A 24,764-nucleotide genomic window follows, 5' to 3' on the forward strand; every position below is an offset into this window, starting at 1 on the left:
CGCGGTGTCCCACGACCTGATCCCCGCCGACGTGCGCAGCCGGTTGAAGGACCTGCGGCTGACGGCACGCCGTGCCATCGGCACGCAGGGGATCGGCCTGCACCACAGCCGCAGCCGCGGTGCCGGGCTGGAGTTCGCGCAGTACCGCGCATACGAACCCGGCGACGAGCTGCGGCAGATCGACTGGAAGCTGTATGCGCGCTCGGACCGCTTCTTCGTCCGCGAGGCCGAGCGCGAAAGTCCGCTGACGGCGTGGATCGTGCTGGATGCCACGGCGTCAATGGCGCAGCAGGATGGCGCGCGTCCGGGCTGGTCGCGCTTCGATGCGGCCAAGGTGCTGGCGGCCTGCCTTGCCGAGCTGGCGCTCAAGCAGGGTGACCGGTTCGGCCTGATGGCGTTGCACGGCGATGGCCTGCACCTGATCGCGCCGGGGCATGGTGCGCGCCAGCGCGACCGCCTGCTGCTGGAACTGCACGCGCTGCGGCCGCAGGGAGGATTTCCACCGGCCGGCAAGATCGCACCGCTGTGGGAACGGATCGGCGCCGGTGACCTGGTGGTGGTGCTGAGCGACTGGTTCGACGATGGCGTGGCGGCGCTGGCCGAACGGCTGGCCTCGGCGCGACGCGAAGTGCTGGCGATCCAGCTGCTGACGGTGGAGGAGCGCGACTTTCCCTTCACGGGTGGGCACCGGTTCCGCGATCCGGAAAGCGGCGAGGAACTGCTGGGCGATGGCCCGACCCTGCGCGCGGAGTATCTGCAGCGCTTCGACGCGGCACAGCGCGTGCTCGACGCACGGTTGGACGCCAGCGGCATCCGCCGTGCGCGTTACGTGCTGGACCAGCCGCTCGACCTGCCGTTGCGGCGGCTGTTCGGCGCCCGCGACGCGGCGGAGTACGCATGAGCCTGGCGTTCCTGCTACCCGCGGGCCTTGCCGCCTTCGCCGCCCTGCTGTTGCCGTTGCTGCTGCATCTGGCGCGACGGCACGAGCAGAAGCACACCGACTTCGCCGCGCTGCGCTGGCTGCGGCAGAAGCCCAAGCCGCGCCACCGCATCCGCTTCGACGAATGGCCGCTGCTGCTGTTGCGCCTGCTGCTGCTGGCACTGCTCGCCCTGTGGCTGGCGCGCCCGGTGTTGTCAGGCATGGAAAACGACGCCCCGTGGGTCGTGGCGGTGCCGGGTGTCGCGCCAACCGAAGCCGCCGCCTACGCGACACAGGACAACGTGCGCCTGCACTGGCTGGCGCCGGGATTCCCGCAACTGGACGAAGCGCGCCCCGCGGACGGGGTGCCGATCGGCAGCCTGTTGCGCGAGCTGGATGCCACCTTGCCGGCAGGCACGGCGCTGACCGTGCTGGTGCCGGCGACCCTGCAAGGCGCGGATGCGCAACGGCCCCTGCTGTCGCGCGACGTCACGTGGAAGGTGGTGGTGGGCGCGATGCGCGCGGATGCCGCCCCTTCGTCACCGCCGCCAGTCCTCGCGGTGAGGCACGCGCCCGGTGATGAAGCCGGCCTGCGCTACCTGCGCGCGGCGGCACAGGCGTGGGCGCCGGCATCGGGCGCGTCGTCGCCGGCCATCACCGTCGGCACGGGTGACCAGCCGCTCCCCTCTTCGAAACATCGCTTGGTGTGGCTGGCACCCGGCGCCCTGCCCGCACCGGTCCGTCAGTGGATCAGTGCGGGCGGCACGGCGTTGCTCGGCGAGAAGACCCGTATCGAGGGCGCGGCGCCGGCGACCACCGTGGCCTGGCGCGATGCGCGCGGCAATGCCCTGGTGGAATCCACGCGTATCGGCACGGGCCGCGCGCTGCGCTTCACGCGCGCGCTGGATCCGGCCGCCATGCCGGAACTGCTGGAACCCACGTTCCCGCACCGCCTTCGCGCGTTGCTTTCCGATCCCGCACCACCGCCCACGCGTGTGCTGGCGACCGACTACGCGCCACGCACCGGCGCGGCGCCGTATGCGGCCGCACCGCGCGACCTGCAACCCTGGCTGGCGCTGCTGGTCGCCCTGCTGGTGCTGGTGGAGCGGTGGTTCGCGACGCGTCGGCAGCGGGGCGTGACACCGTGAGCGGGCCTTCCGTGAGTGCGTTGAATTCCGCCCTGGGACGCCTGCGGCAGGCACGCCGTCATGCGATGACGGGCCATGTGCTTGCGTGGTCCGCCCTGCCCGTGGCGCTGGCGTTGCTGGCGTGGCGCTTCATGACGCCGGCCATCGCCATCGCCGCAGGGCTGGCGGGCGTGGCGCTGGTCGCCGCGGCGGCGTGGAGCGGCACAAGGCGGTTCGACCAGGTCTGGCTGGTGCAGCAGCTCAATGCACGACGCAAGGACCTGGATGACAGCGCGGACCTGCTGTTCGCACCCGCTGCCTCGCTCGGCCCGCTGCAGCACCTGCAGCTGGCACGCGTGCAGCAGCGCCTGCAGGCGCAAGCGGCACCCGATCTGCGTGCATCGTGGCCGGGGTCGCGGATCGCTGCCGGCTGGCTGGTGGCGCTGGTGATCGCATCCGCCGCATTGATGTGGCCAACGCGCGTGCCCGATGCAGGGGTGCTGGCACCGAGCGACGAACCCGCGCCAACGGTTCCCGGTGTTCCGCGCCTGGTCGCGCAGCGGCTGCACGTGGCGCCTCCGGCCTATACCGGGCTGCCTGCCCGCTACGAGTCCACGCTGGACGCCAAGGCACCGGCAGGCACGCGGCTGGCGTGGGCGCTGCGCTTCGATCCGCAACCCAGCGCCGCCGCCCTGGTGTTCCACGACGGCCAGCGCATCGCGCTGGTGCGCCAAGGCGACGCGTGGAGCGCCGCGCACACGCTGGTGAAGTCGACGCTGTACCGCGTGGTCGCCAGCGGTACCGAAGGCCAGCCGCCATCGAAGCTGCGCCGGCTGGACGCCATCGCCGACCGCCCGCCGCAGGTGAAGGTGCTGGCGCCGGATCGCGGCCTCAGCCTGGTCACCGCGGGGCAATCGCGCTGGGCGCTGGCGTTCGAAGCCAGCGATGACTACGGCATCGCACCCGCTGCACTGCTGAAACTGACGCTCGCCAAGGGCAGCGGAGAGAACATCGCATTCACCGAGCAGACGATCACCTTGCGGGGCAGCGGGCCGGCGACCGCGCGCCGCTTCAGCGCATCGCTGGACCTGGCAGCGCTGGGCATGGCGGTGGGCGATGACCTGATCGCGCAACTCAGCGTGCGCGACACCCGTTCGCCCTCCCCGCAGCTGGCGCAGAGTCCTGGCCTGATCCTGCGCTGGCCCGCCGACCTGGGCGAGGAAAGCACCGGCCTGGAAGGGCTGGTCAAGAAAGTGATGCCGGCGTATTTCCGCAGCCAGCGACAGATCATCATCGACGCCGAAGCCCTGCAGAAGCAGCGCCGCCGCTTGGCGGAGGAACGCTTCGTCACGCGTTCCGACGAGATCGGCGTGGACCAGCGCATCCTGCGGCTGCGCTATGGCCAGTTCCTCGGCGAAGAGGCCGAGGGCGAACCGCAACCGCCGCCGACCAACGACGGCGACGGCCACACGGACGATGACGGCCACGATCACACGCAGGAAACCCCGAAGGCCGACGACGGCCACGACCACGATCAGGCCACCAGCGCCACCGGTGCCGCGTTCGGCCGCGAAGCCAACGTGCTGGAGGCCTATGGCCACACCCACGACCATGCCGAAGCGGCGACGCTGCTCGATCCGGAAACACGCGACACCCTGAAGAAGGCACTCGACCAGATGTGGCAGTCGGAACTGCACCTGCGCCAGGGCCAGCCCGACAAGGCCCTGCCCTACGCCTACAAGGCACTGGACTACATCAAGCAGGTCCAGCAGGCCACGCGCATCTATCTGGCGCGCGTGGGTCCCGAACTGCCGCCGATCGACGAGAACCGCCGCATGGGTGGTGATCGCGCCGGGCTGGCCAACCGCAGCCTGGGCGAGATCACGCGGACCGGCGACGACACCGACAGCGCGCCGGCGCAGGCATGGCGCACGCTGGCCGATGCCCCCGGCAGCACGGCGAGCGCCGACCTGGATGCCCTGCAGCGCTGGTTGCGCCAGAACGAAGCACGGGTGCCGGATGCGCTGGACCTGTTCGCCGCCATCGATACCGTGCGCAACGACCCCGCCTGCCACGCCTGCCGCCAGCGCCTGCGCGCGCTGTTGTGGTCGGCCCTGCCGCAACCGCCGGCCCAGGTACCGCGCCGCGATGCGCCGGATGCGGCAGGCCAGCGCTATCTGGATGCCTTGCGCGGGGAGCCGGTGCGATGAACCTGCCTGCAATGCTTCCATTGCTGCTGGCCGTGCTCCTGTCCGCGGGCGTCGTGCTGGCCTGGGCCCGTCTGGCCTACTGGCAGGCGCGCGCGCCGGCCGGGGCGCGCAGTGCGGGCTGGCGGATGGCTGCGCTGTTCCTGTTGCAGCCGCTGTGCGCCCTGCTCCTCTACTTCACCCTGCTGCCGCCGCGCCAGGCGGCCACCGACGGCACGCTCGTGGTGTTGACCGCGCGCGCGGACGCGGTGGCCATGCCGGCGGCCCTGCAGGGCGAACATCGCATCGCGCTGCCCGAAGCGCCCGCGCTGGCCGGCGCCGAACGCATGCCGGATCTGGCCACCGCGCTGCGACGCCAACCCGGCGTGCGTCGCCTGCACGTGATCGGCGCAGGCCTTGAAGCGCGTGATCTCGATGCGGTGGGCGGGCGCACGCTGGCCTTTACCGCGGCACCGCTGCCGCGTGGGGTGGCACGGCTGGATCCGGTGGCGCGGGTGGCGCCCGGCGTCGTGTTCACCGTCAGCGGACGCGTGGAAGGCGTGCCTCAGGCACGCATCGAACTGCGCGATCCGGCCGGACAGCGCATCGACGCCACCGCGGCGAACGCGACGGGAGACTTCATGCTCACCGGCACCAGCCGCGTGCCGGGACCCGCGAGCTTCACCGTGCACGTGGCGGATGCGCGCCGGCAGCCGGTCGAGTCGCTGGCGTTGCCGGTGTGGACGCAGGTGGACCCGCCGCCGCGGGTCTGGGTGCTGGCCGGTGCACCCAATGCGGAACTGAAATACCTGCGCCGCTGGGCCACCGACGCGGGCATTCCCCTGCACCTGCAGATCAGCCTGGGCGGTGGCCTGCAACTCGGCGACGCACCGCTGCCGATGAACGCCGACACGTTGCGCCGTTTCGATCTGGTGGTGCTGGACGAGCGCAGCGCCGCCGCGCTGGGTGAAGCCCAGCGTGACGCCGTGGCCAACGCGGTACGCGACGGCATGGGCGTGATGCTGCGCGTGACCGGCGCCGTGCCTGCAAACACGCGACGCTTCCTGGGATTGCAGCTCGGCGCGGGCAGCGACGAGGCGCCATTCCAGCTGGGGCGCACGGCCGCCGACGATGAGGCGTGGCGTGCACGGCGGGGCAGCGGCACTGCCGATGCGCCCGTCGACAGCGAAGCCGTCAGCGCAGGACTGCCGGCCTTGACCCGCCAGACCGTCCGCATACAGGCGGCCGACGCCCTGCCCCTGCTGTCCGATGCGGAAGGCCGCGCGGTGGCGTACTGGCGCACGGAAGGCCGCGGGCGCGTGGCGGCGTGGCTGCCCGTGGACACCTATCGGCTCGCGCTGTCCGGACACGGCGAGCGGCATGGCGAACTCTGGTCGCAGGCCTTCGCCACGCTGGCGCGGAGCACCGGCACCCCTTCCCCGGCGTTGCCGGCGGATGCGCGCGTGCAGCAGCGGACATCGCTGTGCGGCGTCGGCGACGACGCGTGGGTCGTCGCACCCGACGGCAAACGGACACGGTTGCTGGTCGATCCGGCGACCGGCGTGGCCCGCTGCGCCGGTTACTGGCCAGGCCACGCCGGCTGGCATGTGCTGACATCGGGCGAAGCCTCGTGGCCTTTCCCTGTCCGCGCGGCGGATGAGGCGCGGGGCCTGCAGGCCAGCACGCTGCGCGAGCAGACCCTGCCGCTTGTCGGCGAAGGCGGCACGACGCGATCGAACACCGAGGGCGCGCGCGGTGCCAGCGTGCCGTGGTTCCTCGCATGGCTGGCGTTGACGGGCCTGCTGTGGTGGCTGGAACGCAGCCGCCGGGGACGTGCCGCGGCCACATGACCGCGGCGGTGGACTGGCGTACGCTCGGCTCACCTTCCCGCTGACGGAGTCCGCCCCATGCCTGCCAAGCGTTCTGCGATCACCCCGCTGCTGGTGCTGTCAGGGTTCGCGTTGATGTTGTCCGCCTGCACCGCCAGCGCGCCGGTCACCGAGGCCGCGCCCCCCAAGGTGGGCGGCTCCGGTACCTGCGCCGCCGACAAGGTGCAGTGGGCCATCGGCCAGGAAGGCGTGCAGGCGACGATGGGTCGCGTGTGGCGCGAAAGTGGCGCCGGGCTGATCCGGCCCATCGGCCCCAACCAGGCGGTGACGCGCGACTATCGCCCGGACCGGGTGAATGTCGAACTCGATGCGAAGAACGTCATCACCAGGATCACCTGCGGCTGATCGTGCGCTGGTTAACGACTTGCGAATGTGTGATGGGCAATGCTTGGCCCATCACCTCACACTCGGAGTTCCGCATGATCCACAAGGCGTTGCCCGCCCTGCTGCTGACGTTCACCTTGGCCGCGTGCTCCGCACCCGAGCCTGACGAGCAGGTCGCGGCCACCGAGCAATCCCAGGCCGCCGCCGCCGAGGCCGCCGCGCCCGCCCCCACCGCGCCGCCCGCCACCGAACTGGCCGGCAGCTGCGACGATACGCAGGCGCAGTGGATCATCGGCAAGACGCCGACCGAGAAGGACATCGAGCAGGCGCGGACCGACAGCAAGTCCGAAAGCGTGCGCAGCCTCAAGCCCGGTGACGCGGCGACGATGGATTTCAATCCGAACCGTCTCAACGTGATCCTCGACGAGAAAGGCGTGGTGGGTTCCGTCAACTGCGGTTGACCGCGATCGCGATCGCCGCTGTGTCCGATGCCCACATCCCCGGATGCGGGCATTTTTTTGCGTCGATGCAACGCGTGTGGGCTTCGTCGAGCACACCAATCGCATACCGCTGTCGACAGCATTCCGCCTGCGGCAGCGATCGCTGGAAAGTTGCTTCTGTAACCAACAAACCGCCTGTGCCGGCGTCGGTTGCGGCACCGCAACAACTATGTTTAAGTCGGGATTCCGGTGACATTTCGAAGTGCCGCTGCGCGGGCAGGGCACGGTGTCGCCGTCACTGAGTGTCTGAGGTTTCAGATGGCCCCTCGCAGCCGCCAAGGCAGCCGTCACACGGGACTGTACGATCCCGCCGACGAACGCGATGCATGTGGTTTCGGCATGGTCGCACAGCTCGACGACCAGCCGTCGCGTGCCCTGGTCGATACCGCGATCGCCGCGCTTTCGCGGATGACCCATCGCGGCGGCGTGGCCGCCGACGGCCTTACCGGTGACGGCTGCGGCCTGCTGATCCGCAAACCCGACGTCTTCCTGCGCGCACTGGCCGATGAAGCGAACATCGCGCTGGGTGTTCGTTATGCATCGGGGCTGGTGTTCCTGCCGCGCGACGAAGCATTGGCCGCGCAGTGCCGCGCCACGCTGGAGGGCGAACTGTTCCGCACCGGCGTGACGGTAAAGGGCTGGCGCGTGCCGCCGACCAACGATGCCGTCTGCGGCCAGCTGGCCAAGGACACGCTGCCGCGCATCGAGCAGCTGTTCGTCGATGCGGGGGACCAGCAGAACGATGAAGCTTTCGGGCTGGCGCTGTTCCTGGCGCGTCGCCGCGCCGAACAGTTGTTGCGCACCAGCGTTCCCGATTTCTACGTGGTCACGCTGTCGCCGCACGGCATCGGCTACAAGGGCATGGTGCTGCCCGACAAGTTGCCGGTGTTCTTCAGCGATCTGCAGCGCAACGACCTGGCCAGCAGCGCGATCGTCTTCCACCAGCGCTTCTCCACCAACACGCTGCCGCGCTGGCCGCTGGCCCACCCGTTCCGCCTGCTGGCGCACAACGGCGAGATCAACACCATCGAGGGCAACCGCCGCTGGGCGCAGGCCCGCAGCAAGGTGTGGAAGACGCCGCGCTTCGACATCGCCGAATTCGACCCGGTCATCTCCATGCATGGCTCGGATTCGCAGAGCCTGGACAACATGCTGGAACTGCTGGTCGCCGGCGGCATGGACCTGATCCAGGCGCTGCGCATCCTGGTGCCGCCGGCGACGCAGTCGCTGGAATTCAAGGACGCCGACCTCGCCGCGTTCTACGAGTTCTACGGCCTCAACACCGAACCGTGGGACGGCCCGGCCGGCATCGTCGCCTGCGACGGCCGCTATGCCGCGTGCATGCTCGACCGCAACGGCCTGCGTCCCGCGCGCTGGATGCTGACCAGCGACCGCCATTTCCTGGTCGCATCCGAAGCAGGCGTGTGGGAAGTGCCGGCCGAGCGCGTTACCCGCAAGGGCAAGCTGGGGCCCGGCGAGATGATGGCGATCGACCTGAAGCGCGGCGATCTGCTCGACAGCGAGGCAGTGGATCGCATCAACCGCGGTCGCGCGCCGTACAAGCAGTGGCTGCACCAGGGCGTCACCTACCTGCAGACCGAACTGATCGATCCGTCGCTGACCGATGCACCGTTCGACGAGAAGACGCTGCGTGGCTACCACAAGCTGTTCCAGCTGACCTCGGAGGAGGTCGAGGGCGTGCTGCGTCCGCTGGCCGAGACCGAGCAGGAAGCCACCGGCTCGATGGGCGATGACACGCCGATGGCGGTACTCAGCCGGCAGACGCGTCCGCTCTACGACTATTTCCGCCAGGGATTCGCGCAGGTCACCAACCCGCCGATCGATCCGCTGCGCGAAGACTGCGTGATGTCGCTGACCACGCAGCTGGGCAAGGAAACCAACATCTTCCATGCCGGCCCGGAGACGGTGAACCACATCATCCTGAACTCGCCGGTGCTCAGCCAGCGCAAGCTGCGACAGATCGTCAGGATGGCGCCGTACGACCAGAAGCACCGCTACGTGGATCTGTCCTACAGCGTCGAGGAAGGCCTGAAGGCCGGCATCGAACGCATCTGCGCGGAAGTCGCCCAGGCCGCGCGCGAAGGCATCGTCATGGTCGTGCTGAGCGACCGCCGCCCGCAGCAGGGCCGGCCGATGATCCATGCATTGATGGCCACCGGCGCGGTGCACCACCACCTGTGCCGCGAAGGCCTGCGCTGCGATGTCAACCTGATCGTCGAGACCGGCACCGCGCGCGACCCGCACCACATCGCCTGCCTGATCGGCTATGGCGCCACCGCCGTGTACCCGTACCTGGCGTACCAGACGCTGTTCGACCTGGGCCGGCGCGGCATCCTGCAACTGAAGAAGGGTGGCGAACAGGCACAGATCGGCCGCAGCTACCGCAAGGGCGTCTACAAGGGCCTGTCGAAGATCATCTCGAAGATGGGCATCTGCACCATCAGCAGCTACCGCGGCGCGCAGCTGTTCGAGATCGTCGGCCTGGATCCCGACGTGGTGGAGCTGTGCTTCGCCGAAACGCCATCGCGCATCGGCGGGGTCGGCTTCGAACGGCTGGACATCGAGGCCCGCCAGTTGGAAGCGCGCGCCTGGAACGACCGCGAGGCGCCGGAAGTCGGCGGCCTGCTGAAATACGTGCACGGTGGCGAATACCACATGTACAACCCGGACGTGGTGATGACCTTGCAGCGCGCCACGCGCACCGGCGACGCCCGCGACTGGCAGGCCTATGCCGATGTGGTGAATTCGCGTCCGCCTTCGGCATTGCGCGACCTGCTGCAGCTGAAGAAGGCCGACACGCCGACGCCGCTGGATGACGTTGCCGATGCCGCCGACCTGCTGCGCCGCTTCGACACCGCCGCGATCAGCCTGGGCGCGTTGTCGCCGGAAGCCCATGAAGCGCTGGCCATCGCGATGAACCGCCTGGGTGGCCGCAGCAATTCCGGCGAAGGCGGCGAAGATCCCGCGCGCTACGGCACGGAGAAGCGCAGCAAGATCAAGCAGGTGGCGTCGGGCCGTTTCGGCGTGACGCCGGAATACCTGGTCAACGCCGAAGTACTGCAGATCAAGGTCGCGCAAGGCGCCAAGCCCGGCGAAGGCGGCCAGCTGCCCGGCCACAAGGTCAATGAACTGATCGCCCGGCTGCGCTATGCCAAGCCGGGCATCGGCCTGATCTCGCCGCCGCCGCACCACGACATCTATTCGATCGAAGACCTCGCCCAGCTGATCTACGACCTCAAGCAGGTCAACCCCACCGCGCTGGTCTCGGTGAAGCTGGTGTCGCACGCGGGCGTCGGCACCATCGCCGCCGGTGTCGTGAAGGCCGGTGCGGACCTGATCACCATCTCCGGACACGATGGCGGCACGGGCGCCAGCCCGATCAGTTCCATCCGCTATGCCGGCGTGCCGTGGGAACTGGGCGTGGCCGAAGCGCACCAGGCGCTGGTCACAAACCAGCTGCGCGACCGCGCGGTGCTGCAGACAGATGGCGGCCTGAAGACCGGCCTGGACGTGGTGAAGGCCGCGCTGCTGGGCGCCGACAGCTTCGGTTTCGGCACCGGTCCGATGATCGTGCTGGGCTGCAAGTACCTGCGCATCTGCCACCTCAACAACTGCGCCACCGGCGTGGCCACGCAGGACGAGCGTCTGCGCACGCAGTACTTCACCGGCCTGCCCGAGCGCGTGGAGAACTTCTTCCGCCTGCTCAGCGAGGAAGTGCGTCAGTGGCTGTCCTACCTGGGCGCGACGTCGCTGGACGAGATCATCGGCCGCACCGACCTGCTGCAGCAGATCGACGTGTCGCCGCGCGAAGGCGTCAACATCGACCTGTCGCGCCTGCTGAAGGGCGCGCAGTTCGACAGCAGCAGCTGCGCGGCGCAACGCCTGTACGAATCGCCCGACAGCCTGGCCACCCAGCTCGACGGCCTGCTGGCCGAGCCGATCAGGAAGAAGAGCGGCGGCGACCACCGCTTCCTGATCCACAACACCGACCGCAGCATCGGCACGCGCCTGTCAGGGGCCATCGCGCGCCATCACGGCAACCACGGCATGAACGATGCGCCGTTGAACCTGCGCTTCCGCGGCAGCGCCGGCCAGAGCTTCGGCGCCTTCAACGCCGGCGGCCTGCTGCTGGAGCTGGAAGGCGAAGCCAACGACTACGTCGGCAAGGGCATGGCGGGCGGGCGGCTGGTCGTGCGTCCGCCACGCGGCGCTCGCTTCGAGGCGCGCAACACGCCGATCATCGGCAATACCTGCCTGTACGGCGCGACCGGTGGCGAACTGTTCGCCGCCGGGCGGGCGGGCGAACGCTTCGCGGTGCGCAACTCCGGCGCACTAGCCGTCATCGAAGGCGCCGGCGACCACTGCTGCGAATACATGACCGACGGCATCGTGCTGGTGCTGGGCAAGGTGGGCCTGAACTTCGGCGCCGGCTTCACCGGCGGGCTGGCCTATGTGCTGGACCTGGACCGCGATTTCGTCGACCGCTACAACCACGAGCTGATCGACATCCACCGCATCAGCCCGGAAGGCTTCGAAAGCCACCGCCAGCACCTGCACACGCTGATCAGCCGCCACCGCGAACTGACCGGCAGCATCTGGGCGCAGCAGATCCTGGACGAGTTCCGCGACTACGTGGGCAAGTTCTGGCTGGTGAAGCCGAAGGCGGCGAGCATCGATTCGTTGAACGAGACCTTGAGGCGCGCGGCATGAATGCGCTATCCGTGCTGCGCACGAATAGCCCCAGCGTTCGCTTCGCGAGCACCGGGCCCCGCTATGTGCGTCCGATCCCAGCCCTTTCAGGGCGCCCCCTTACCAAGGGGGCTCCTCCCTCCGAAGTCGGCGGGATGCTGCAGGTGAGCTGCCATGAGTAAGAAGCAGGTATTCCAGTTCCTCGACCTGCCGCGGACGATGCCGCAGCGCATTCCGCTGGAACTGCGCACGTCGGGCGACTGGGGCGAGCTGTATGGCAAGTTCGGCAAGGAGGAAGCGCAGTACCAGGCCGGCCGTTGCCTGGATTGCGGCAACCCGTACTGCAGCTGGAAATGCCCGGTGCACAACGCCATCCCGCAGTGGTTGCAGCTGCTGCAGGAAAACCGCATCGAGGAAGCCGCCGAGCTGTGCCATTCCACCAATCCGCTGCCCGAGGTCTGCGGCCGCGTCTGCCCGCAGGACCGTCTCTGCGAAGGCAGCTGCACGCTGGAGGAATTCGGCGCGGTCACCATCGGCGCGGCGGAGAAGTACATCGTCGATACCGCGCTGGCGAACGGATGGCGCCCCGACCTGAGCGATGTGGTGCCCACCGGCAAGCGCGTGGCGGTGATCGGCGCCGGTCCCGCCGGAATCGGCTGCGCTGACCGTCTCGCGCGCGCCGGCATCCAGGCCGTGGTCTACGACCGCTACGAACAGATCGGCGGCCTGCTGCAGTTCGGCATTCCCACCTTCAAGCTGGAGAAGAGCGTCATCGCCCAGCGCCGCGAGGTGCTGGAAGGCATGGGCGTGGAGTTCCGGCTGGGCGTGGACGTCGGCCGCGACGTGACGCTGGAGCAGCTGCTGGACGAGTACGACGCGGTGTTCCTCGGCACCGGCGCCTACCGCTACACCGACGGCGGACTGAGCGGACAGGACCTCGACGGCGTGCTGCCGGCGTTGCCTTTCCTGGTGCAGAACGGGCGCATCGTCGGCGGCAACGATCCGTGGGGCCGGCCCATCGCGGGCTGGGAAGACAAGCTGGCGTTGCCCGACCTGCACGGCAAGCGGGTGGTGGTGCTGGGCGGCGGCGATACCGGCATGGACTGCGTGCGCAGCGCGATCCGCCTGGGTGCCGCCAGGGTCACCTGCGCGTATCGCCGCGATGAAGCCAACATGCCCGGTTCCGCGCGCGAAGTCGGCAATGCCCGCGAAGAAGGCGTGCGCTTCCTGTTCAACCGCCAACCGCTGGCCATCGTGGCCGGCGACGATGGCAAGGTCGCCGGCGTGCAGGTGGTCGAGACGAAGCTCGGCGAACCGGACGGACACGGTCGCCGGAACGCGGAACCGATCGCGGGCAGCGAGTCGGTGCTGGATGCGGACGTGGTGATCATCGCGTTCGGCTTCTCGCCCAGCGTGCCGGCATGGCTGGCCGCGCAGGGTGTGGAAGGCAGCCCGAACGGACGCATCGTGGTCGGTGGCGGCGAGCGCCTTCCCTTCCAGACGACGAATCCGAAGCTGTTCGCTGGCGGCGACGCGGTGCGTGGCGCGGACCTGGTGGTCACGGCCGTGGCCGAGGGCCGTGATGCCGCGGCCAGCATCGCGACGTTGTTGCTGGCATAGCGCGCGGGTGGGCGCAGGCCCACCTCGCCACGCGGTAAACCTTGCCGTGCAGGGTGATTGCGATGGCGGGCTTCGGCCCGCCCTACGCTAGACTCGCGGCTGACCTCCCACACGATCCGACCATGCGCCTGGGCCTGGCTGCCAACCGCCTGCATCACCACACCGAAGATGCCGCGCTGTTCCGCTGGCTGCGCGCCAGTGAAGCCGGCATCCGCGAACTGCGGCTGGCCCTGCATGCGGTGGGCCGCACGCATGATGCGATCGCCGCGGCCGGCATGCTGCGGGGCTACGACGGCCTCAAGCGTTATCCGTATGGCCGCGATGGCGGGTTGATAAAGCTGGTGGCGGAAGTCGTCGGGCTGGAAGGGGCGGAACGCAGCCTCGACGGTGCGATCTACTTCATCGATCCGGTCGATCCGTCCTCGATCTTCCCCGAGGCCACCGCGCTGAAGCGGCAGTGCGTCATCCACGGCAAACCGTTCCTTTCCACCGTGGCGTCGGCACGCGACTGGATCGAGATGGAACGCATCCATGCGGGTTTCGCGCCGGACCGTGGCGCGGATCGCTTCCACGCGCTGGAAGCCCAGACGCTGGCGCTGATCGCGCACGATGCGATGAAGCCGCAGATGGTGGAATTCGCCGCCGACCACTTCGGCGTGCTGTCGCGTTTCGCCCACCGCATGGCCACCGGCACCACCGGTCAACAGCTCAACGAACTGGCGTGGAGCCGCGGCTGGCCATCGCAGACACCGTGGGTGGAGCGCTTCCAGAGCGGCCCGCTGGGTGGCGATGCGCAGATCGCCGACCGTGTGCTGGAGCACCGCTGCCAGCGCGTGATCTTCTTCGAGAATCCGCATGTCGCACGCCAGCACGAGGCCGACATCCAGCTGCTGGAGCGCGCCGTCACCACGGTCACCGATGAAGCGGTCTGCACCACGTCGCTGGCCGTCGCGCGGCGATGGTGTGAGGCGGTGACCAGGCGTGGGGCTCTTGTGGGAGCGACGTAAGTCGCGAAAGGGCGAAGCCTGTCAAGGCGTGCCTGTTGGCCATCAAAGGAACGACGATCGAAGTAGGTTGAGAAGGCGCTCGCGACTTACGTCGCTCCCACAAGAGAAACGGCTCCATGGACCACCCCCCTCCCCGCCACCTGCTCAAAGACCTCTCCCTCTCCGCGATCGCGGCTGGCTTCGTCACCGTGCTGGTCGGTTTCGCCAGCTCCGCCGTCATCGTGTTCCAGGCGGCGCAGTCGCTGGGCGCGTCGCCGGCGGAAATCAGTTCCTGGATGTGGGCGCTGGGGCTGGGGATGGGGCTGACCTGCATCGGCCTGTCGCTGCGCTACCGCATGCCGGTGGTGACCGCGTGGTCCACGCCCGGTGCGGCCATGCTGATCAGCAGCGCCGCGGGGTTGCCGCTGTCCGATGCGGTGGGCGCCTTCATGCTGTCTGCGCTGCTGATCTGCGTGGCAGGCTTCTCCGGGTTCTTCGAACGGATGATCAGCCGCATCCCGGTGTCGCTGGCGTCGGGCATGCTGGCCGGCGTGCTGCTGCGCTTCGGGCTGGAAGCCTTCGGCGCCATGAAGACCCAGCTGGGCATGGTGCTGACCATGTTCGTGGTGTACCTGCTGGCGCGCCGGTTGCTGCCGCGCTATGCGGTGATCCTGACGCTGCTGGTGGGCATCGCGTTCGCGGCGGGACTGGGATTGCTGCGCGTCGATGGACTGGCGCTGGCATGGGCGAAGCCGATCTTCATCGCCCCTACGCTGTCCTTCGCCGCCATCGCCGGCATCGCGCTGCCGCTGTTCATCGTGACGATGGCCTCGCAGAACGTGCCGGGCGTGGCGGTGATCCGCGCGTCCGGCTATTCGATCCCCATCTCGCCCGTCATCGGCTGGACCGGCGTGGCCAACCTGCTGCTGGCGCCGTTCGGTGCGTTCGCGTTGAACCTGGCGGCGATCACCGCGGCGATCTGCATGGGCCGCGAGGCGCACGAAGATGCCTCGCGGCGCTACGTGGCGGCGATGGCGGCCGGCGTGTTCTACGTCATCGTCGGCCTGTTCGGTGCCACGGTGGCAGCACTGTTCGCTGCATTCCCGAAGGAACTGATCCTCGCCATCGCCGGCATCGCCCTGCTGGGCACCATCGGCAACAGCCTGGCGGCCGCATTGCGTGAGGAAGCCGATCGCGAGCCGGCCCTCATCACTTTCCTGGTCACGGCCTCGGGACTGTCACTGGCCGGCATCGGTTCGGCGTTCTGGGGCCTGCTCGCCGGGGTGGTCACCTTGCTGGTGTGGCGGCGCCCCTCATGACCAGCACCGTTAAACGCCACTCATGCAGGTGAAAGCGGCGTGGAGTGTTCAGTTTGAAAGGGGCGAATTCACCTGCGGGTGATGTGGGCGCGGGCAGCATCGCCCCACACCCTTCGAGGAGAACCCCATGCAGATCATCCGCCATCGCCACCGCCTGCTGACCCTGGCCGCCCTCGCCGCGCTGTCGGGCGCCGCTTTCGCGCAGGCACCGTCGCCGACCGCCGGCAAGGATGCATTGAAGGAGCCCCAGGTCCGCGCGTTGCTGACGGAGAAGGGCTACACCAACATCGACGACCTCGACTTCGAGGACGGCATGTGGGAGACCGATGCCACCAGCGCCAACGGTGATCGCGTCGACGTGCGCGTGAATCCCGCCGGCGGCGATGTCGTCGCGGAGAAGCTGGTGTCCAACCTCAGCGAGAACGATGTGAAGGCCAAGCTGGCCGCCGCGGGCTACTCCAAGATCCACGACGTCGACTTCGACGATGGCGTGTGGAAGGCCGAGGCCGAACGCGCCGATGGCAACGATGTGGAAATCCACCTGGCCGCCAACACCGGTGAAGTCATCCACGTCGAGAACGATTGATCCATCTCGTACGCTCGCACCATGAAGAAGGCCGCCCACGGGCGGCCTTCTTCTTTGCGGATTCCGCACGCCGCGTCAGGCGCGGGCAGTGGATGGCCGCGCGAAGCGCCAGCCCACCACCCAGCCGATGGCCAGCAGCAGCGCCGCCAGCAGCCACGGGGCGCCGGGCAGGTGCATCGGCGCCTGCTTGCCGATGAAGAGCGCGAACGTACCGGCGAACATCATCGGCCCGACGATGCCGGCCAGACTCACCAGACTCATCAACGCCCCCTGGATGCGGCCTTGCACATCAGCGCCAACCTGTTGCGTGATCAAGGCCTGCGTGGCCGGACCCGCAAGGCCCCACAGCGCGCTGATCGGCAATCCGACCAGGAACATCCAGCCGACGTCGGCCATGCCGTAGATGAAGAAGCCGACCACGCCGCAGGCCAGGCCGAACAGCAGCGTGCGACGCTCGCCGAACTTCGGCACCACGCGGCCCACCAGGCCGGCCTGCACGATCACGCTGAACACGCCGACCGCCGCCAGCACCCAGCTGATCTGCCGCTCGCTCCAGCGGTACTGGTACTCGGCGAACAGCACGAACACGCTGGGGTAGACGTAATGCGCCAGGTTGGCGATCAGCACCACCGCGGCCAATCCGAACACCTGCGGGTAGCGCTTCAGCAGCACCATCGATCCGACCGGATTGGCGTGCGCCCAGTCGAACGTAGCGGTCCGCTTCTCTTTCGGCAGGGATTCCGGCAGCACGAAGTAGCCGTACAGGAAGTTCAGCAGCGCCAGGCCCGCCGCGAACCAGAACGGCAGGCGCAGGTCGATGGCGCCCAGTTCGCCGCCGATGATCGGGCCGATGATGAAGCCGACGCCGAAGGCGGCGCCGATCATGCCGAAGGCCTTCGCGCGGCCCTCGGGCGGGGTGATGTCGGCGATGTAGGCATTGGCCGTGGTGAAACTGGCGGAGAACACACCCGAGAAGATGCGCGCCACCAGCAGCCACGGCAACGACTGCGCGAGCGCCATCAGGATGAAGTCGATGCCCAGCCCCAGGCACGAGAGCAGGATCACCGGCCGGCGACCGAAGCGGTCCGACAGCGTTCCCTGGATCGGCGTGCAGACGAACTGGATGGCGGCGAACAGCATGCCGAACACGCCCACCCACCACGCCGCCTGCGCGAAGTCGCCGCCGGTGAACTGGCGCACCAGGCCGGGCAGCACGGGAATGATCACGCCGAACGACAGCACGTCGATCAGCACGGTGATGAAGATGAAGATCAGGGCGGCGCGGCGACCGGGTTTTGCGTGCGGTTCGGCGTTCACGGGACCGGGACAGGCGGAAGGGTGCGCAAGTGTAGGACATGCCGCGCTGCAGGAGCGGCGTGAGTCGCGACGGCGAGCCTCGCGCGTACAGAGATCATCCCTCTGCAGGAAACGCGTCCGCCCTCAACAGCGGCGGCGACGGGTTCCCGCTCGCGACCGGCGTCGCTCCTACAACGGGCCCACCGAAATGACCTGGCTCAACCGATGGCGCTGGCCCGGTTCCAGGTCGATGCGGTCATCGCTCGCATTCGCGGCCTCCAGGCAGATGAACTGCTGCCAGCCGTCATGCGGCATGTCGGCGATATCCCGCGCACCATCGGCGCCCGGATTCCACACCACCAGCGAACGGCTGCCGAAGGTGTCCAGCCGGATGCGGCGCCCGCCAGCAGGATCCAGCAGGTCGAAGCGATGGCCGGTACCGGTGTAGATGCGGTCGCTGTGTCCGGGGTCGCGCGGATCGTGCAGCGACCAGGGGCCGGATTGCCGGTGCGTCTCGCCGTCGTACTTGTCCGCGTAGTGCAGGCCGTCCAGTCCGGTGACGCTGGCCCGGCGCGCGTCGGCCACGCGAAAATAGGTATGCAGCGCCTGCGTCAGGGTGTACGGCGCATCGCCGCGATGCAGCGTGTCGATGCTCTGTCGCAGTTCCTTGCCCACGTGCAGCGTCATGGCCAGTTCCAGCGGCACGCCCGGTTCCAGCGGCAGCGCCAGCTTCAACTGCAGGCTGCCATCGACCTGCGTGCGCGCATCCACCAGCTGCCAGCGCGTCAGGCGCGCGTGGCCATGCTGGGGCGCGTCGGCCTCCCGTCCTTGCCGGCCGAAGTACGGCCAGCAGACCGGCACGCCGCCGCGGATGGCTTTCGGCGGCAGCGCGCTGTCCGGTGACAGCCACAGCAGGTCGTCGAAGCCGTGGGGCACGAACGACAGCAGCTGGCCGCCGTACAGGCTGAGCAGCGCGGTGGAATGCGGTGACTGCAGACGCAGGACATCCAGTCCCTGCCAGGTGTCGTGGGTGATGCCGTCGGGCAATGCGTTCATCGGGATCAGGGCGTGGAAGATGGCGGGGGCACCACGGGCGGTCCTTCCGCCTGCAGCGCGGCCAGTATTTTCGCACCGGCACGTCCGTCCGCGGGCTGCAGGCCGAGCCGCACCTGCTCTGCCTGGATGGCACGCCGGGTCAGCGTACCCACCATCCCATCCGCCGCGCCGATGCTGTAGCCACGTGCCAACAGCAAGGTCTGCAACTGGCGACGCTGCACCCGCGACAGGCCGGGATCGTCGGTGGGCCACGCGGCCGCGATGCCGGTTCCGCCGCGCAGCCGATCGGACAGCAGCGCAGTGGCCAGCGCGTAACTCTCGGCCGCGTTGTAGGCGTAGATGGCGTCGTAGTTCTTGAACACCAGGAACGCCGGCCCGTTGGCGCCCGTGGGTATCAGCAGCGCCGCGGCGCGGTCGTCCGCCGGCAGCGGCTGCCCATCGATGCGGGTGATGCCCTGCGCTATCCACGCCGGCAAAGGCTTGCGGTTGGTGCGGCCTGCCTGCGCGACGTCGAAGCCCGGTGGCAGCTTCACCTCATGGCCCCACGACTCGCCGGTGCGCCACCCGGAGCGGACCAGATAGTTCGCCGTCGACGCCAGGGCATCGGGAATGCTGCCCACCAGGTCACGCCGCCCGTCGTCGTCGAAGTCGACCGCGATGCGCGCGTAGGTGGTGGGCATGAACTGGGTATGCCCGAAGGCCCCTGCCCACGATCCGCTGAGGCCTTCGGGCTGGATGTCGCCGTCCTGCAACAGCTTCAGCGTGGCGAGGAATTCACCCCGGAAGAACGGCTGACGCCGGCCGAAGCACGACAGCGTGGACAGCGAGACCAGCAACGGTCGCTTGCCGAACACGCGGCCGAAGTCGCTTTCCACGCCCCACACCGCGACCACGGTTTCCGCATCCACGCCATAGGCCTGAGACACGCGCGCCAGCAGGTCGCGATGCGCATCCAGCGCCGCACGACCATCAGCGACGCGCTGGTCATCGACCAGGCCGGACAGGTAATCCCACAACGGCGTGGTGAACTCGGGCTGCGCGTCCAGCAGGTCGAGGACCGTCATGTCGGCCGTGAGACCTGCGGTGTGCTTGTCGAACGTTGCGGGGGTGATGCCCTGCTTTTCGGCAACGCCGCGCAGGCTGGCAAGGCACTGGGCATAGACCGGATCAGCGGCCAGTGGAATGGGCGCCGGCGTCTGCGCAGCCAACGGCGTCGCGAACAGCAGGGCCAACCAGACGACGGATGCGCGTGATGTCATGACGGCCTCCCTGGCCTTGGGGGAGAAGCCACTTTGCCCTGCACGGGCGATGAAGCCAAGTCGGATGCGAGATCGGTTCAACACGGCAGGCGACACGGGATCTTCATGGCATGGGGTCGTATGGCTGCGACCTGGTTCATCGCGGGATGTGGCGTTTCGTCGCCCGCGCGCCGAAGCGCTCGATGCCTGCAGGGATGCGGTCCTACGGCCTTGATCGCTGTCGAAGGCCGTCAGCCTGACGAGACGGATCGCATCGGCGCGCTCAATTCACCGTCACCCCATACTCTGCGACCTGCGCTGCCGGCACGTCCTTCTCCCACGGTCGCCGGTATTCGAGTCGCAGCCGGACCTCGCCCGGCGTCTCGGCGCGGAACCACCAGCGCGCGAGGGACGGTGCGCCCGGCATGGGGGGCTGGGTATCCATCGGCGGTGGCGTGGCGGGTCCGGTGGTCCGGACCAGCGATGGCGCGCCGTCGGAAACGATCTGCCACTGGTAGCCCGTGCTGGCATTGGCCATCAGCGCGATTTCCAGCACCTGCCCCACCGCCAGGGTCGCGCGGCCCTGCGCATCGGGGCGGACCAGGCCATCGGCTGCCACAAGCGGATCCGGCGCTTCCGCGGACGGCCGCGCGGTGGCGCAGGCCGTCAGGGCCAGCACTGCGAGCAGGGGCAACCAGGATTTCCTCATCGGCCTCTCCTTGCGGACGCCGCCGTTATACACCCTGGCTTAAAGACGCGTCCGTAGAATGGCGGCATGAGCACTCCACAAGACTCCTCGCTGGGCCGCGAAGTCGCGTATCCCACGCATTACGACCCCACCCTGCTGTTCCCCATCCCGCGCCAGGGTGCGCGTGACGAGATCGGCATTGCCCCGGATGCCCTTCCCTTCGTCGGCCATGATCGGTGGCATGCATACGAGCTGAGCTGGCTCGATGCCCGCGGCAAGCCGCGCGTGGCGACGGCCACCTTCACCGTGCCCTGCGATTCGCCCTGCCTGGTGGAGTCCAAGTCACTCAAGCTTTACCTCAATTCGTTGAACGCCACCCGCTTCAACAGCGACGCCGCCCTGCTGGAATGCATCGGCAATGACCTGTCGGTGCGCGCAGGCGCCGATGTCGGCGTCGCGTTCGGCCTGCCCGAGATGAGCGAGACGGTGGAAGGCGAACTGATCGACACGCTCGACGTGGAAATCGACCACTACGGACCGCCGCGTGCCGAATACCTGGTCGCGGATCCGGAGAGCATCGTCGAAGAAATACTTTCGTCGGAGCTGCTGAAATCCAACTGCCCCGTCACCGGCCAACCCGATTGGGCCACGGTCGTGATCCGCTACCACGGGCCACGCATCGACCGCGTCGAACTGCTGCGCTACCTGGTGAGCTTCCGCGATCATGCCGAGTTCCATGAGCAATGCGTCGAGCGCATCTTCCATGACGTGAAAGCGCACTGCCATCCGACATCGCTGTCGGTGGAAGCGCGTTACACGCGCCGCGGTGGCCTGGACATCAATCCCTGGCGTGCCACGCCTGACGTTGAACCCACGTTGGCGAAGCGCACGTTACGTCAGTGAATGTTGCTTGTGTAACAGTTTATGTTTTTCACGCGCGCGATATGGATTCTTAACAGCGCGCGTGCAAGGCTAGCTCATCCCAACATCCAGCCAGGAAGGGTGGTTGCACCATGAGCACCGAGAAGAAAGCCGATTTTTCTGGCGTTACCGCCAAGGTCGACTCCACCGAACAGATCGTCGAGAAGGCTGACTTCTCCGGCGTCACGGCGCGCGTCGACAGCACTGAAGAAATCATCGGCGAGCAGACTTACACGATCGAGAAGGGCGACACGCTCTCCAAGATCGCCAAGGAACACCTTGGCAATGCAAATGCCTGGAAGCAGATCTTCGAGGCCAACCGCGACGTGCTGGATGACCCCGACCGCATCTTCCCCGGTCAGGTCATCAAGTTGCCGTCGAAGCCCACCGAAGCCTGATCCGCCCCCTTCCACAGACAAGGAACGACTCCATGAAGCACAACCGCATTTCCGCCGCCCTCCTCATCGCGCTGGCTGGCAGCGTCGCCATCGTCGGCTGCAAGAAGAAGGAAGAAGCCGTCGTACCGCCGCCGGCGGTCGTCGAGCCGGCACCGGCCCCCGCACCGATGGAACCCGCACCGGCACCGGTTGCGGCGACCAGCGTCACCGTCGGCAACATGGCGGCGGCTGACAAGTCCGTGGTGGCCGTCAACACGTTCGGCGTGAAGGACAAGATCATCGTGTCCGTGAAGACCGATGCGGCCACGTCCGCCAATGCCGCGATCGATGCCAAGCTGACCTATCAGGATGGCCAGGTCGCCGGCCAGCAGACCGCCAACGTCAAGGCGGAAGACGCAGGAACGACCAACGTCGAGTTCACCAACAGCAATCCTTGGCCGGCCGGCAAGTACAAGGTGGACGTGACCTTGAACGGCACGCCCGTCGGCATGACCCAGGAAATCGAAGTCAAGTAATAAGCCGCAACACCCTCTCTCCCACTCAGTGGGCAAGCTCGGGCGTGGAGTGATCCACGCCCGCTTTTTTTGCCCGGCTTTCGCCCCAGGGGTGCCGCGGCTGTACGGCGGCGGTTCTCCGCGGCTTGTCCCGGGACACCTTGAGGGAGGGCCCGCACTTCCATACCCCCTCGTTTTGCCCTGCGTGCGACGACACGCGACAATGGTGCGCTGACGTTTCCCTTCGCCCATTGCCGAGAGTCCTGAGTCCATGTCGGATACCCCCCGCATCATCTACACGCTGACCGACGAAGCGCCCTTCCTTGCGACCCAGTCGCTGCTTCCGATCATCGAGGCCTTCACTGCCCCGACCAGCATCCGCGTGGAAACGCGTGACATCTCGCTGGCCGGTCGCATCCTGTCCCAGTTCCCGGATTACCTGGCGGACGACCAGAAGATCGCCGACGACCTGGCCGAACTTGGCCAGCTGGCGACGCTGCCGGAAACCAACATCATCAAGCTGCCCAACATCAGCGCCTCGGTGCCGCAGCTGAAGGGCGCCATCAAGGAACTGCAGGCGCAGGGCTATCCGCTGCCGGACTATCCGGATGAGCCGAAGGACGACAAGGAAAAGGACATCCAGTCACGCTACGACAAGGTCAAGGGCAGCGCGGTGAACCCGGTGCTGCGCGAAGGCAATTCCGACCGTCGCGCGCCGCTGTCGGTCAAGAACTTCGCCCGCAAGCACCCGCACCGCATGGGCAAGTGGAGCAGCGGGTCGAAGTCGCACGTGTCGCACATGGCTGCGGGTGACTTCTTCGGCAGCGAGCAGTCCACCACGCTGGCGGCCGACGGCGCGCTGAAGATCGAGCTGGTTGCCGCCGACGGCCGCGTCACCGTGCTTAAGGAGAAGGTGAAGGTCAAGGCCGGTGAAATCGTCGATGCGGCCGTGATGAGCCGCAAGGCGCTGGCGACCTTCATCGGTGAGCAGATCGCCGATGCGAAGGCGCAGGGCGTGCTGTTCTCGCTGCACCTGAAGGCGACGATGATGAAGGTCTCCGACCCCATCATGTTCGGCGTGGTCGTCAACGCGTTCTACCGGGACGCGCTGGCCAAGCATGCCGTCGTGCTGGAGCAGATCGGCTTCGACGCCAACAACGGCATCGGTGATCTGTATGCGCGCCTCGGCGCGCTGCCGGCCGACCAGCAGGAGGCGATCAAGGCCGACCTGCAGGCCGTCTACGCCAATGGCGCCGCGGTGGCGATGGTGAACTCCGACAAGGGCATCACCAACCTGCACGTGCCCAGCGACGTGATCGTCGACGCGTCGATGCCGGCGATGATCCGCGACTCCGGCCAGATGTGGAACGCCGAAGGCAAGCTTCAGGACACCAAGGCCGTCATCCCGGACCGCTGCTACGCCGGCATCTACCAGGCGGTGATCGATGACTGCCGCACCCACGGCGCCTTCGAACCGGCCACCATGGGCAGCGTGCCCAACGTCGGCCTGATGGCGCAGAAGGCCGAGGAATACGGCAGCCACGACAAGACGTTCCAGATCCCCGCCGACGGCACCGTGCGCGTCACCAGCGATGCCGGCCAGGTGGTGTTCGAACAGAAAGTGGAAGCCGGAGACATCTGGCGCATGTGCCAGACCAAGGACGCGCCGATCCAGGACTGGGTGAAGCTGGCCGTCGGCCGCGCACGCCTGAGCAGGACGCCGGCCATCTTCTGGCTGGACAAGGACCGCGCGCACGACGCGCAGGTGATCGCCAAGGTGCAGCAGTACCTCAAGGACTACAGCACCGAGACGCTCGACATCCGCATCCTGCCGCCGGTGGAGGCGATGAAGGTGTCGCTGGAGCGCATCCGCAAGGGCGAGGACACCATCTCGGTGACCGGCAACGTGCTGCGCGACTACCTGACCGACCTGTTCCCGATCATGGAACTGGGCACCAGCGCGAAGATGCTGTCGATCGTGCCGCTGATGGCCGGCGGCGGCCTGTTCGAGACGGGTGCCGGTGGCTCGGCGCCGAAGCACGTGCAGCAGTTCCTGGAAGAGGATTACCTGCGCTGGGATTCACTGGGTGAGTTCCTCGCGTTGGCGGCGTCGCTGGAGCACCTGGGCCAGCGCTACCTCAACACCCCGGCGAAGGTGCTGGCCAACGCCCTGGACGTGGCCAATGGCCGCATCCTGGACGAGAACCGCTCGCCCGCGCGCAAGGTGGGTGAACTGGACAACCGTGGCAGCCACTTCTACCTGGCGCTGTACTGGGCAGAAGCCCTGGCCGCGCAGGACGAAAACGCCGAACTGAAGGCCCGGTTCGCCCCGCTGGCGAAGGCGCTGGCGGAGAACGAAGCCACCATCCTGGCCGAGCTCAACGGCGCCCAGGGCAAGGCCATCGACATCGGGGGCTACTACCACCCCGACCCGGTGAAGACGGCGGCGGCGATGCGTCCCAGCAAGACGTTCAACGACACGCTGGCGACCCTGTCCAACTGATCGC

At 68.2% G+C, this 24,764-nt stretch carries 19 protein-coding genes; 15 read left to right on the plus strand and 4 right to left on the minus strand.

The genetic code is table 11. The features are described 5' to 3' along the window. Window positions 1-4: 4 nt before the first annotated feature. The 11 genes from OVA13_RS13415 (at window position 5) to OVA13_RS13465 (ending at window position 16,166) form a co-directional block, all read left to right on the plus strand. Entirely contained in the window at window positions 5-901 is an 897-nt protein-coding gene (locus OVA13_RS13415) for a DUF58 domain-containing protein (RefSeq protein ID WP_267790966.1), read from the plus strand. Next, a complete protein-coding gene (locus OVA13_RS13420; RefSeq protein ID WP_267790967.1) occupies window positions 898-2,067 on the plus strand; it encodes an N-terminal double-transmembrane domain-containing protein in 1,170 nt (389 codons plus the stop codon). Before OVA13_RS13415 ends, OVA13_RS13420 begins: the two co-directional genes overlap by 4 nt. Further along, window positions 2,064-4,256: a hypothetical protein gene (locus OVA13_RS13425; RefSeq protein WP_267790968.1), complete on the plus strand. Its 2,193-nt coding sequence runs from the start codon at window positions 2,064-2,066 to the stop codon at window positions 4,254-4,256. The genes OVA13_RS13420 and OVA13_RS13425 overlap by 4 nt, the downstream gene beginning before the upstream one ends. Then, on the plus strand, window positions 4,253-6,082 hold the full coding sequence (locus tag OVA13_RS13430) for a carboxypeptidase regulatory-like domain-containing protein (RefSeq protein WP_267790969.1): 1,830 nt from the start codon (window positions 4,253-4,255) through the stop codon (window positions 6,080-6,082). The genes OVA13_RS13425 and OVA13_RS13430 overlap by 4 nt, the downstream gene beginning before the upstream one ends. Window positions 6,083-6,139: 57 nt before the next feature. Then, complete coding sequence (locus tag OVA13_RS13435; RefSeq protein WP_267790970.1) at window positions 6,140-6,466, plus strand: I78 family peptidase inhibitor; 327 nt, start codon at window positions 6,140-6,142, stop codon at window positions 6,464-6,466. A 74-nt stretch (window positions 6,467-6,540) separates the two neighbouring features. Then, window positions 6,541-6,906, plus strand: a complete 366-nt coding sequence (locus OVA13_RS13440; protein ID WP_267790971.1) for an I78 family peptidase inhibitor — start codon at window positions 6,541-6,543, stop codon at window positions 6,904-6,906. A 297-nt stretch (window positions 6,907-7,203) separates the two neighbouring features. After that, window positions 7,204-11,676 carry a glutamate synthase large subunit gene (gene gltB / locus OVA13_RS13445; protein ID WP_267790972.1) on the plus strand — a complete coding sequence of 1,491 codons (4,473 nt, stop codon included), beginning with the start codon at window positions 7,204-7,206 and terminating at the stop codon, window positions 11,674-11,676. Window positions 11,677-11,829: 153 nt separating this feature from the next. Then, on the plus strand, window positions 11,830-13,275 hold the full coding sequence (locus OVA13_RS13450; protein WP_267790973.1) for a glutamate synthase small subunit GltD family protein: 1,446 nt from the start codon (window positions 11,830-11,832) through the stop codon (window positions 13,273-13,275). Between the two features lie 122 nt (window positions 13,276-13,397). Then, entirely contained in the window at window positions 13,398-14,282 is an 885-nt protein-coding gene (locus tag OVA13_RS13455) for a methylglyoxal synthase (RefSeq protein ID WP_267790974.1), read from the plus strand. A 116-nt stretch (window positions 14,283-14,398) separates the two neighbouring features. Next, window positions 14,399-15,580, plus strand: a complete 1,182-nt coding sequence (locus OVA13_RS13460; protein WP_267790975.1) for a benzoate/H(+) symporter BenE family transporter — start codon at window positions 14,399-14,401, stop codon at window positions 15,578-15,580. Window positions 15,581-15,707: 127 nt separating this feature from the next. Then, complete coding sequence (locus OVA13_RS13465; protein WP_267790976.1) at window positions 15,708-16,166, plus strand: PepSY domain-containing protein; 459 nt, start codon at window positions 15,708-15,710, stop codon at window positions 16,164-16,166. A gap of 75 nt (window positions 16,167-16,241) precedes the next feature. Here OVA13_RS13465 and OVA13_RS13470 read toward each other — a convergent pair whose 3' ends face one another. The 4 genes from OVA13_RS13470 to OVA13_RS13485 form a co-directional block, all read right to left on the minus strand. After that, a complete protein-coding gene (locus tag OVA13_RS13470) occupies window positions 16,242-17,483 on the minus strand; it encodes a TCR/Tet family MFS transporter (protein WP_267790977.1) in 1,242 nt (413 codons plus the stop codon). A 168-nt stretch (window positions 17,484-17,651) separates the two neighbouring features. Continuing rightward, window positions 17,652-18,518 carry a D-hexose-6-phosphate mutarotase gene (locus OVA13_RS13475; RefSeq protein ID WP_267790978.1) on the minus strand — a complete coding sequence of 289 codons (867 nt, stop codon included), beginning with the start codon at window positions 18,516-18,518 and terminating at the stop codon, window positions 17,652-17,654. A gap of 5 nt (window positions 18,519-18,523) precedes the next feature. Continuing rightward, window positions 18,524-19,777, minus strand: coding sequence for a lytic murein transglycosylase (locus OVA13_RS13480; RefSeq protein WP_267790979.1), 1,254 nt, complete (start codon window positions 19,775-19,777; stop codon window positions 18,524-18,526). 262 nt (window positions 19,778-20,039) lie between these two features. Beyond that, window positions 20,040-20,465, minus strand: a complete 426-nt coding sequence (locus OVA13_RS13485; protein ID WP_267790980.1) for a protease inhibitor I42 family protein — start codon at window positions 20,463-20,465, stop codon at window positions 20,040-20,042. Between the two features lie 66 nt (window positions 20,466-20,531). Here OVA13_RS13485 and queF point away from each other — a divergent pair, with 66 nt between their 5' ends. From queF to OVA13_RS13505, 4 genes are all read left to right on the plus strand, one after another. After that, window positions 20,532-21,347, plus strand: coding sequence for an NADPH-dependent 7-cyano-7-deazaguanine reductase QueF (gene queF / locus OVA13_RS13490; RefSeq protein WP_267790981.1), 816 nt, complete (start codon window positions 20,532-20,534; stop codon window positions 21,345-21,347). Between the two features lie 110 nt (window positions 21,348-21,457). Beyond that, complete coding sequence (locus OVA13_RS13495) at window positions 21,458-21,763, plus strand: LysM peptidoglycan-binding domain-containing protein (protein WP_267790982.1); 306 nt, start codon at window positions 21,458-21,460, stop codon at window positions 21,761-21,763. Window positions 21,764-21,795: 32 nt separating this feature from the next. Beyond that, complete coding sequence (locus OVA13_RS13500; RefSeq protein ID WP_267790983.1) at window positions 21,796-22,278, plus strand: hypothetical protein; 483 nt, start codon at window positions 21,796-21,798, stop codon at window positions 22,276-22,278. Window positions 22,279-22,528: 250 nt separating this feature from the next. Next, window positions 22,529-24,760, plus strand: coding sequence for an NADP-dependent isocitrate dehydrogenase (locus OVA13_RS13505; protein ID WP_267790984.1), 2,232 nt, complete (start codon window positions 22,529-22,531; stop codon window positions 24,758-24,760). Window positions 24,761-24,764: the final 4 nt, after the last annotated feature.

The organism is Pseudoxanthomonas sp. SL93, assembly GCF_026625825.1.
Classification (GTDB): domain Bacteria; phylum Pseudomonadota; class Gammaproteobacteria; order Xanthomonadales; family Xanthomonadaceae; genus Pseudoxanthomonas_A.

Excerpts from the sequence above, each read along its gene's own strand:
- OVA13_RS13420 (WP_267790967.1), top strand. The coding sequence starts at position 898 with ATGAGCCTGGCGTTCCTGCTACCCGCGGGCCTTGCCGCCTTCGCCGCC.
- OVA13_RS13430 (WP_267790969.1), top strand. The coding sequence starts at position 4,253 with ATGAACCTGCCTGCAATGCTTCCATTGCTGCTGGCCGTGCTCCTGTCC.
- OVA13_RS13435 (WP_267790970.1), top strand. The coding sequence starts at position 6,140 with ATGCCTGCCAAGCGTTCTGCGATCACCCCGCTGCTGGTGCTGTCAGGG.
- OVA13_RS13440 (WP_267790971.1), top strand. The coding sequence starts at position 6,541 with ATGATCCACAAGGCGTTGCCCGCCCTGCTGCTGACGTTCACCTTGGCC.
- gltB (WP_267790972.1), top strand. The coding sequence starts at position 7,204 with ATGGCCCCTCGCAGCCGCCAAGGCAGCCGTCACACGGGACTGTACGAT.
- OVA13_RS13450 (WP_267790973.1), top strand. The coding sequence starts at position 11,830 with ATGAGTAAGAAGCAGGTATTCCAGTTCCTCGACCTGCCGCGGACGATG.
- OVA13_RS13455 (WP_267790974.1), top strand. The coding sequence starts at position 13,398 with ATGCGCCTGGGCCTGGCTGCCAACCGCCTGCATCACCACACCGAAGAT.
- OVA13_RS13460 (WP_267790975.1), top strand. The coding sequence starts at position 14,399 with ATGGACCACCCCCCTCCCCGCCACCTGCTCAAAGACCTCTCCCTCTCC.
- OVA13_RS13465 (WP_267790976.1), top strand. The coding sequence starts at position 15,708 with ATGCAGATCATCCGCCATCGCCACCGCCTGCTGACCCTGGCCGCCCTC.
- OVA13_RS13475 (WP_267790978.1), bottom strand. The coding sequence starts at position 18,518 with ATGAACGCATTGCCCGACGGCATCACCCACGACACCTGGCAGGGACTG.
- OVA13_RS13480 (WP_267790979.1), bottom strand. The coding sequence starts at position 19,777 with ATGACATCACGCGCATCCGTCGTCTGGTTGGCCCTGCTGTTCGCGACG.
- OVA13_RS13485 (WP_267790980.1), bottom strand. The coding sequence starts at position 20,465 with ATGAGGAAATCCTGGTTGCCCCTGCTCGCAGTGCTGGCCCTGACGGCC.
- queF (WP_267790981.1), top strand. The coding sequence starts at position 20,532 with ATGAGCACTCCACAAGACTCCTCGCTGGGCCGCGAAGTCGCGTATCCC.
- OVA13_RS13495 (WP_267790982.1), top strand. The coding sequence starts at position 21,458 with ATGAGCACCGAGAAGAAAGCCGATTTTTCTGGCGTTACCGCCAAGGTC.
- OVA13_RS13500 (WP_267790983.1), top strand. The coding sequence starts at position 21,796 with ATGAAGCACAACCGCATTTCCGCCGCCCTCCTCATCGCGCTGGCTGGC.
- OVA13_RS13505 (WP_267790984.1), top strand. The coding sequence starts at position 22,529 with ATGTCGGATACCCCCCGCATCATCTACACGCTGACCGACGAAGCGCCC.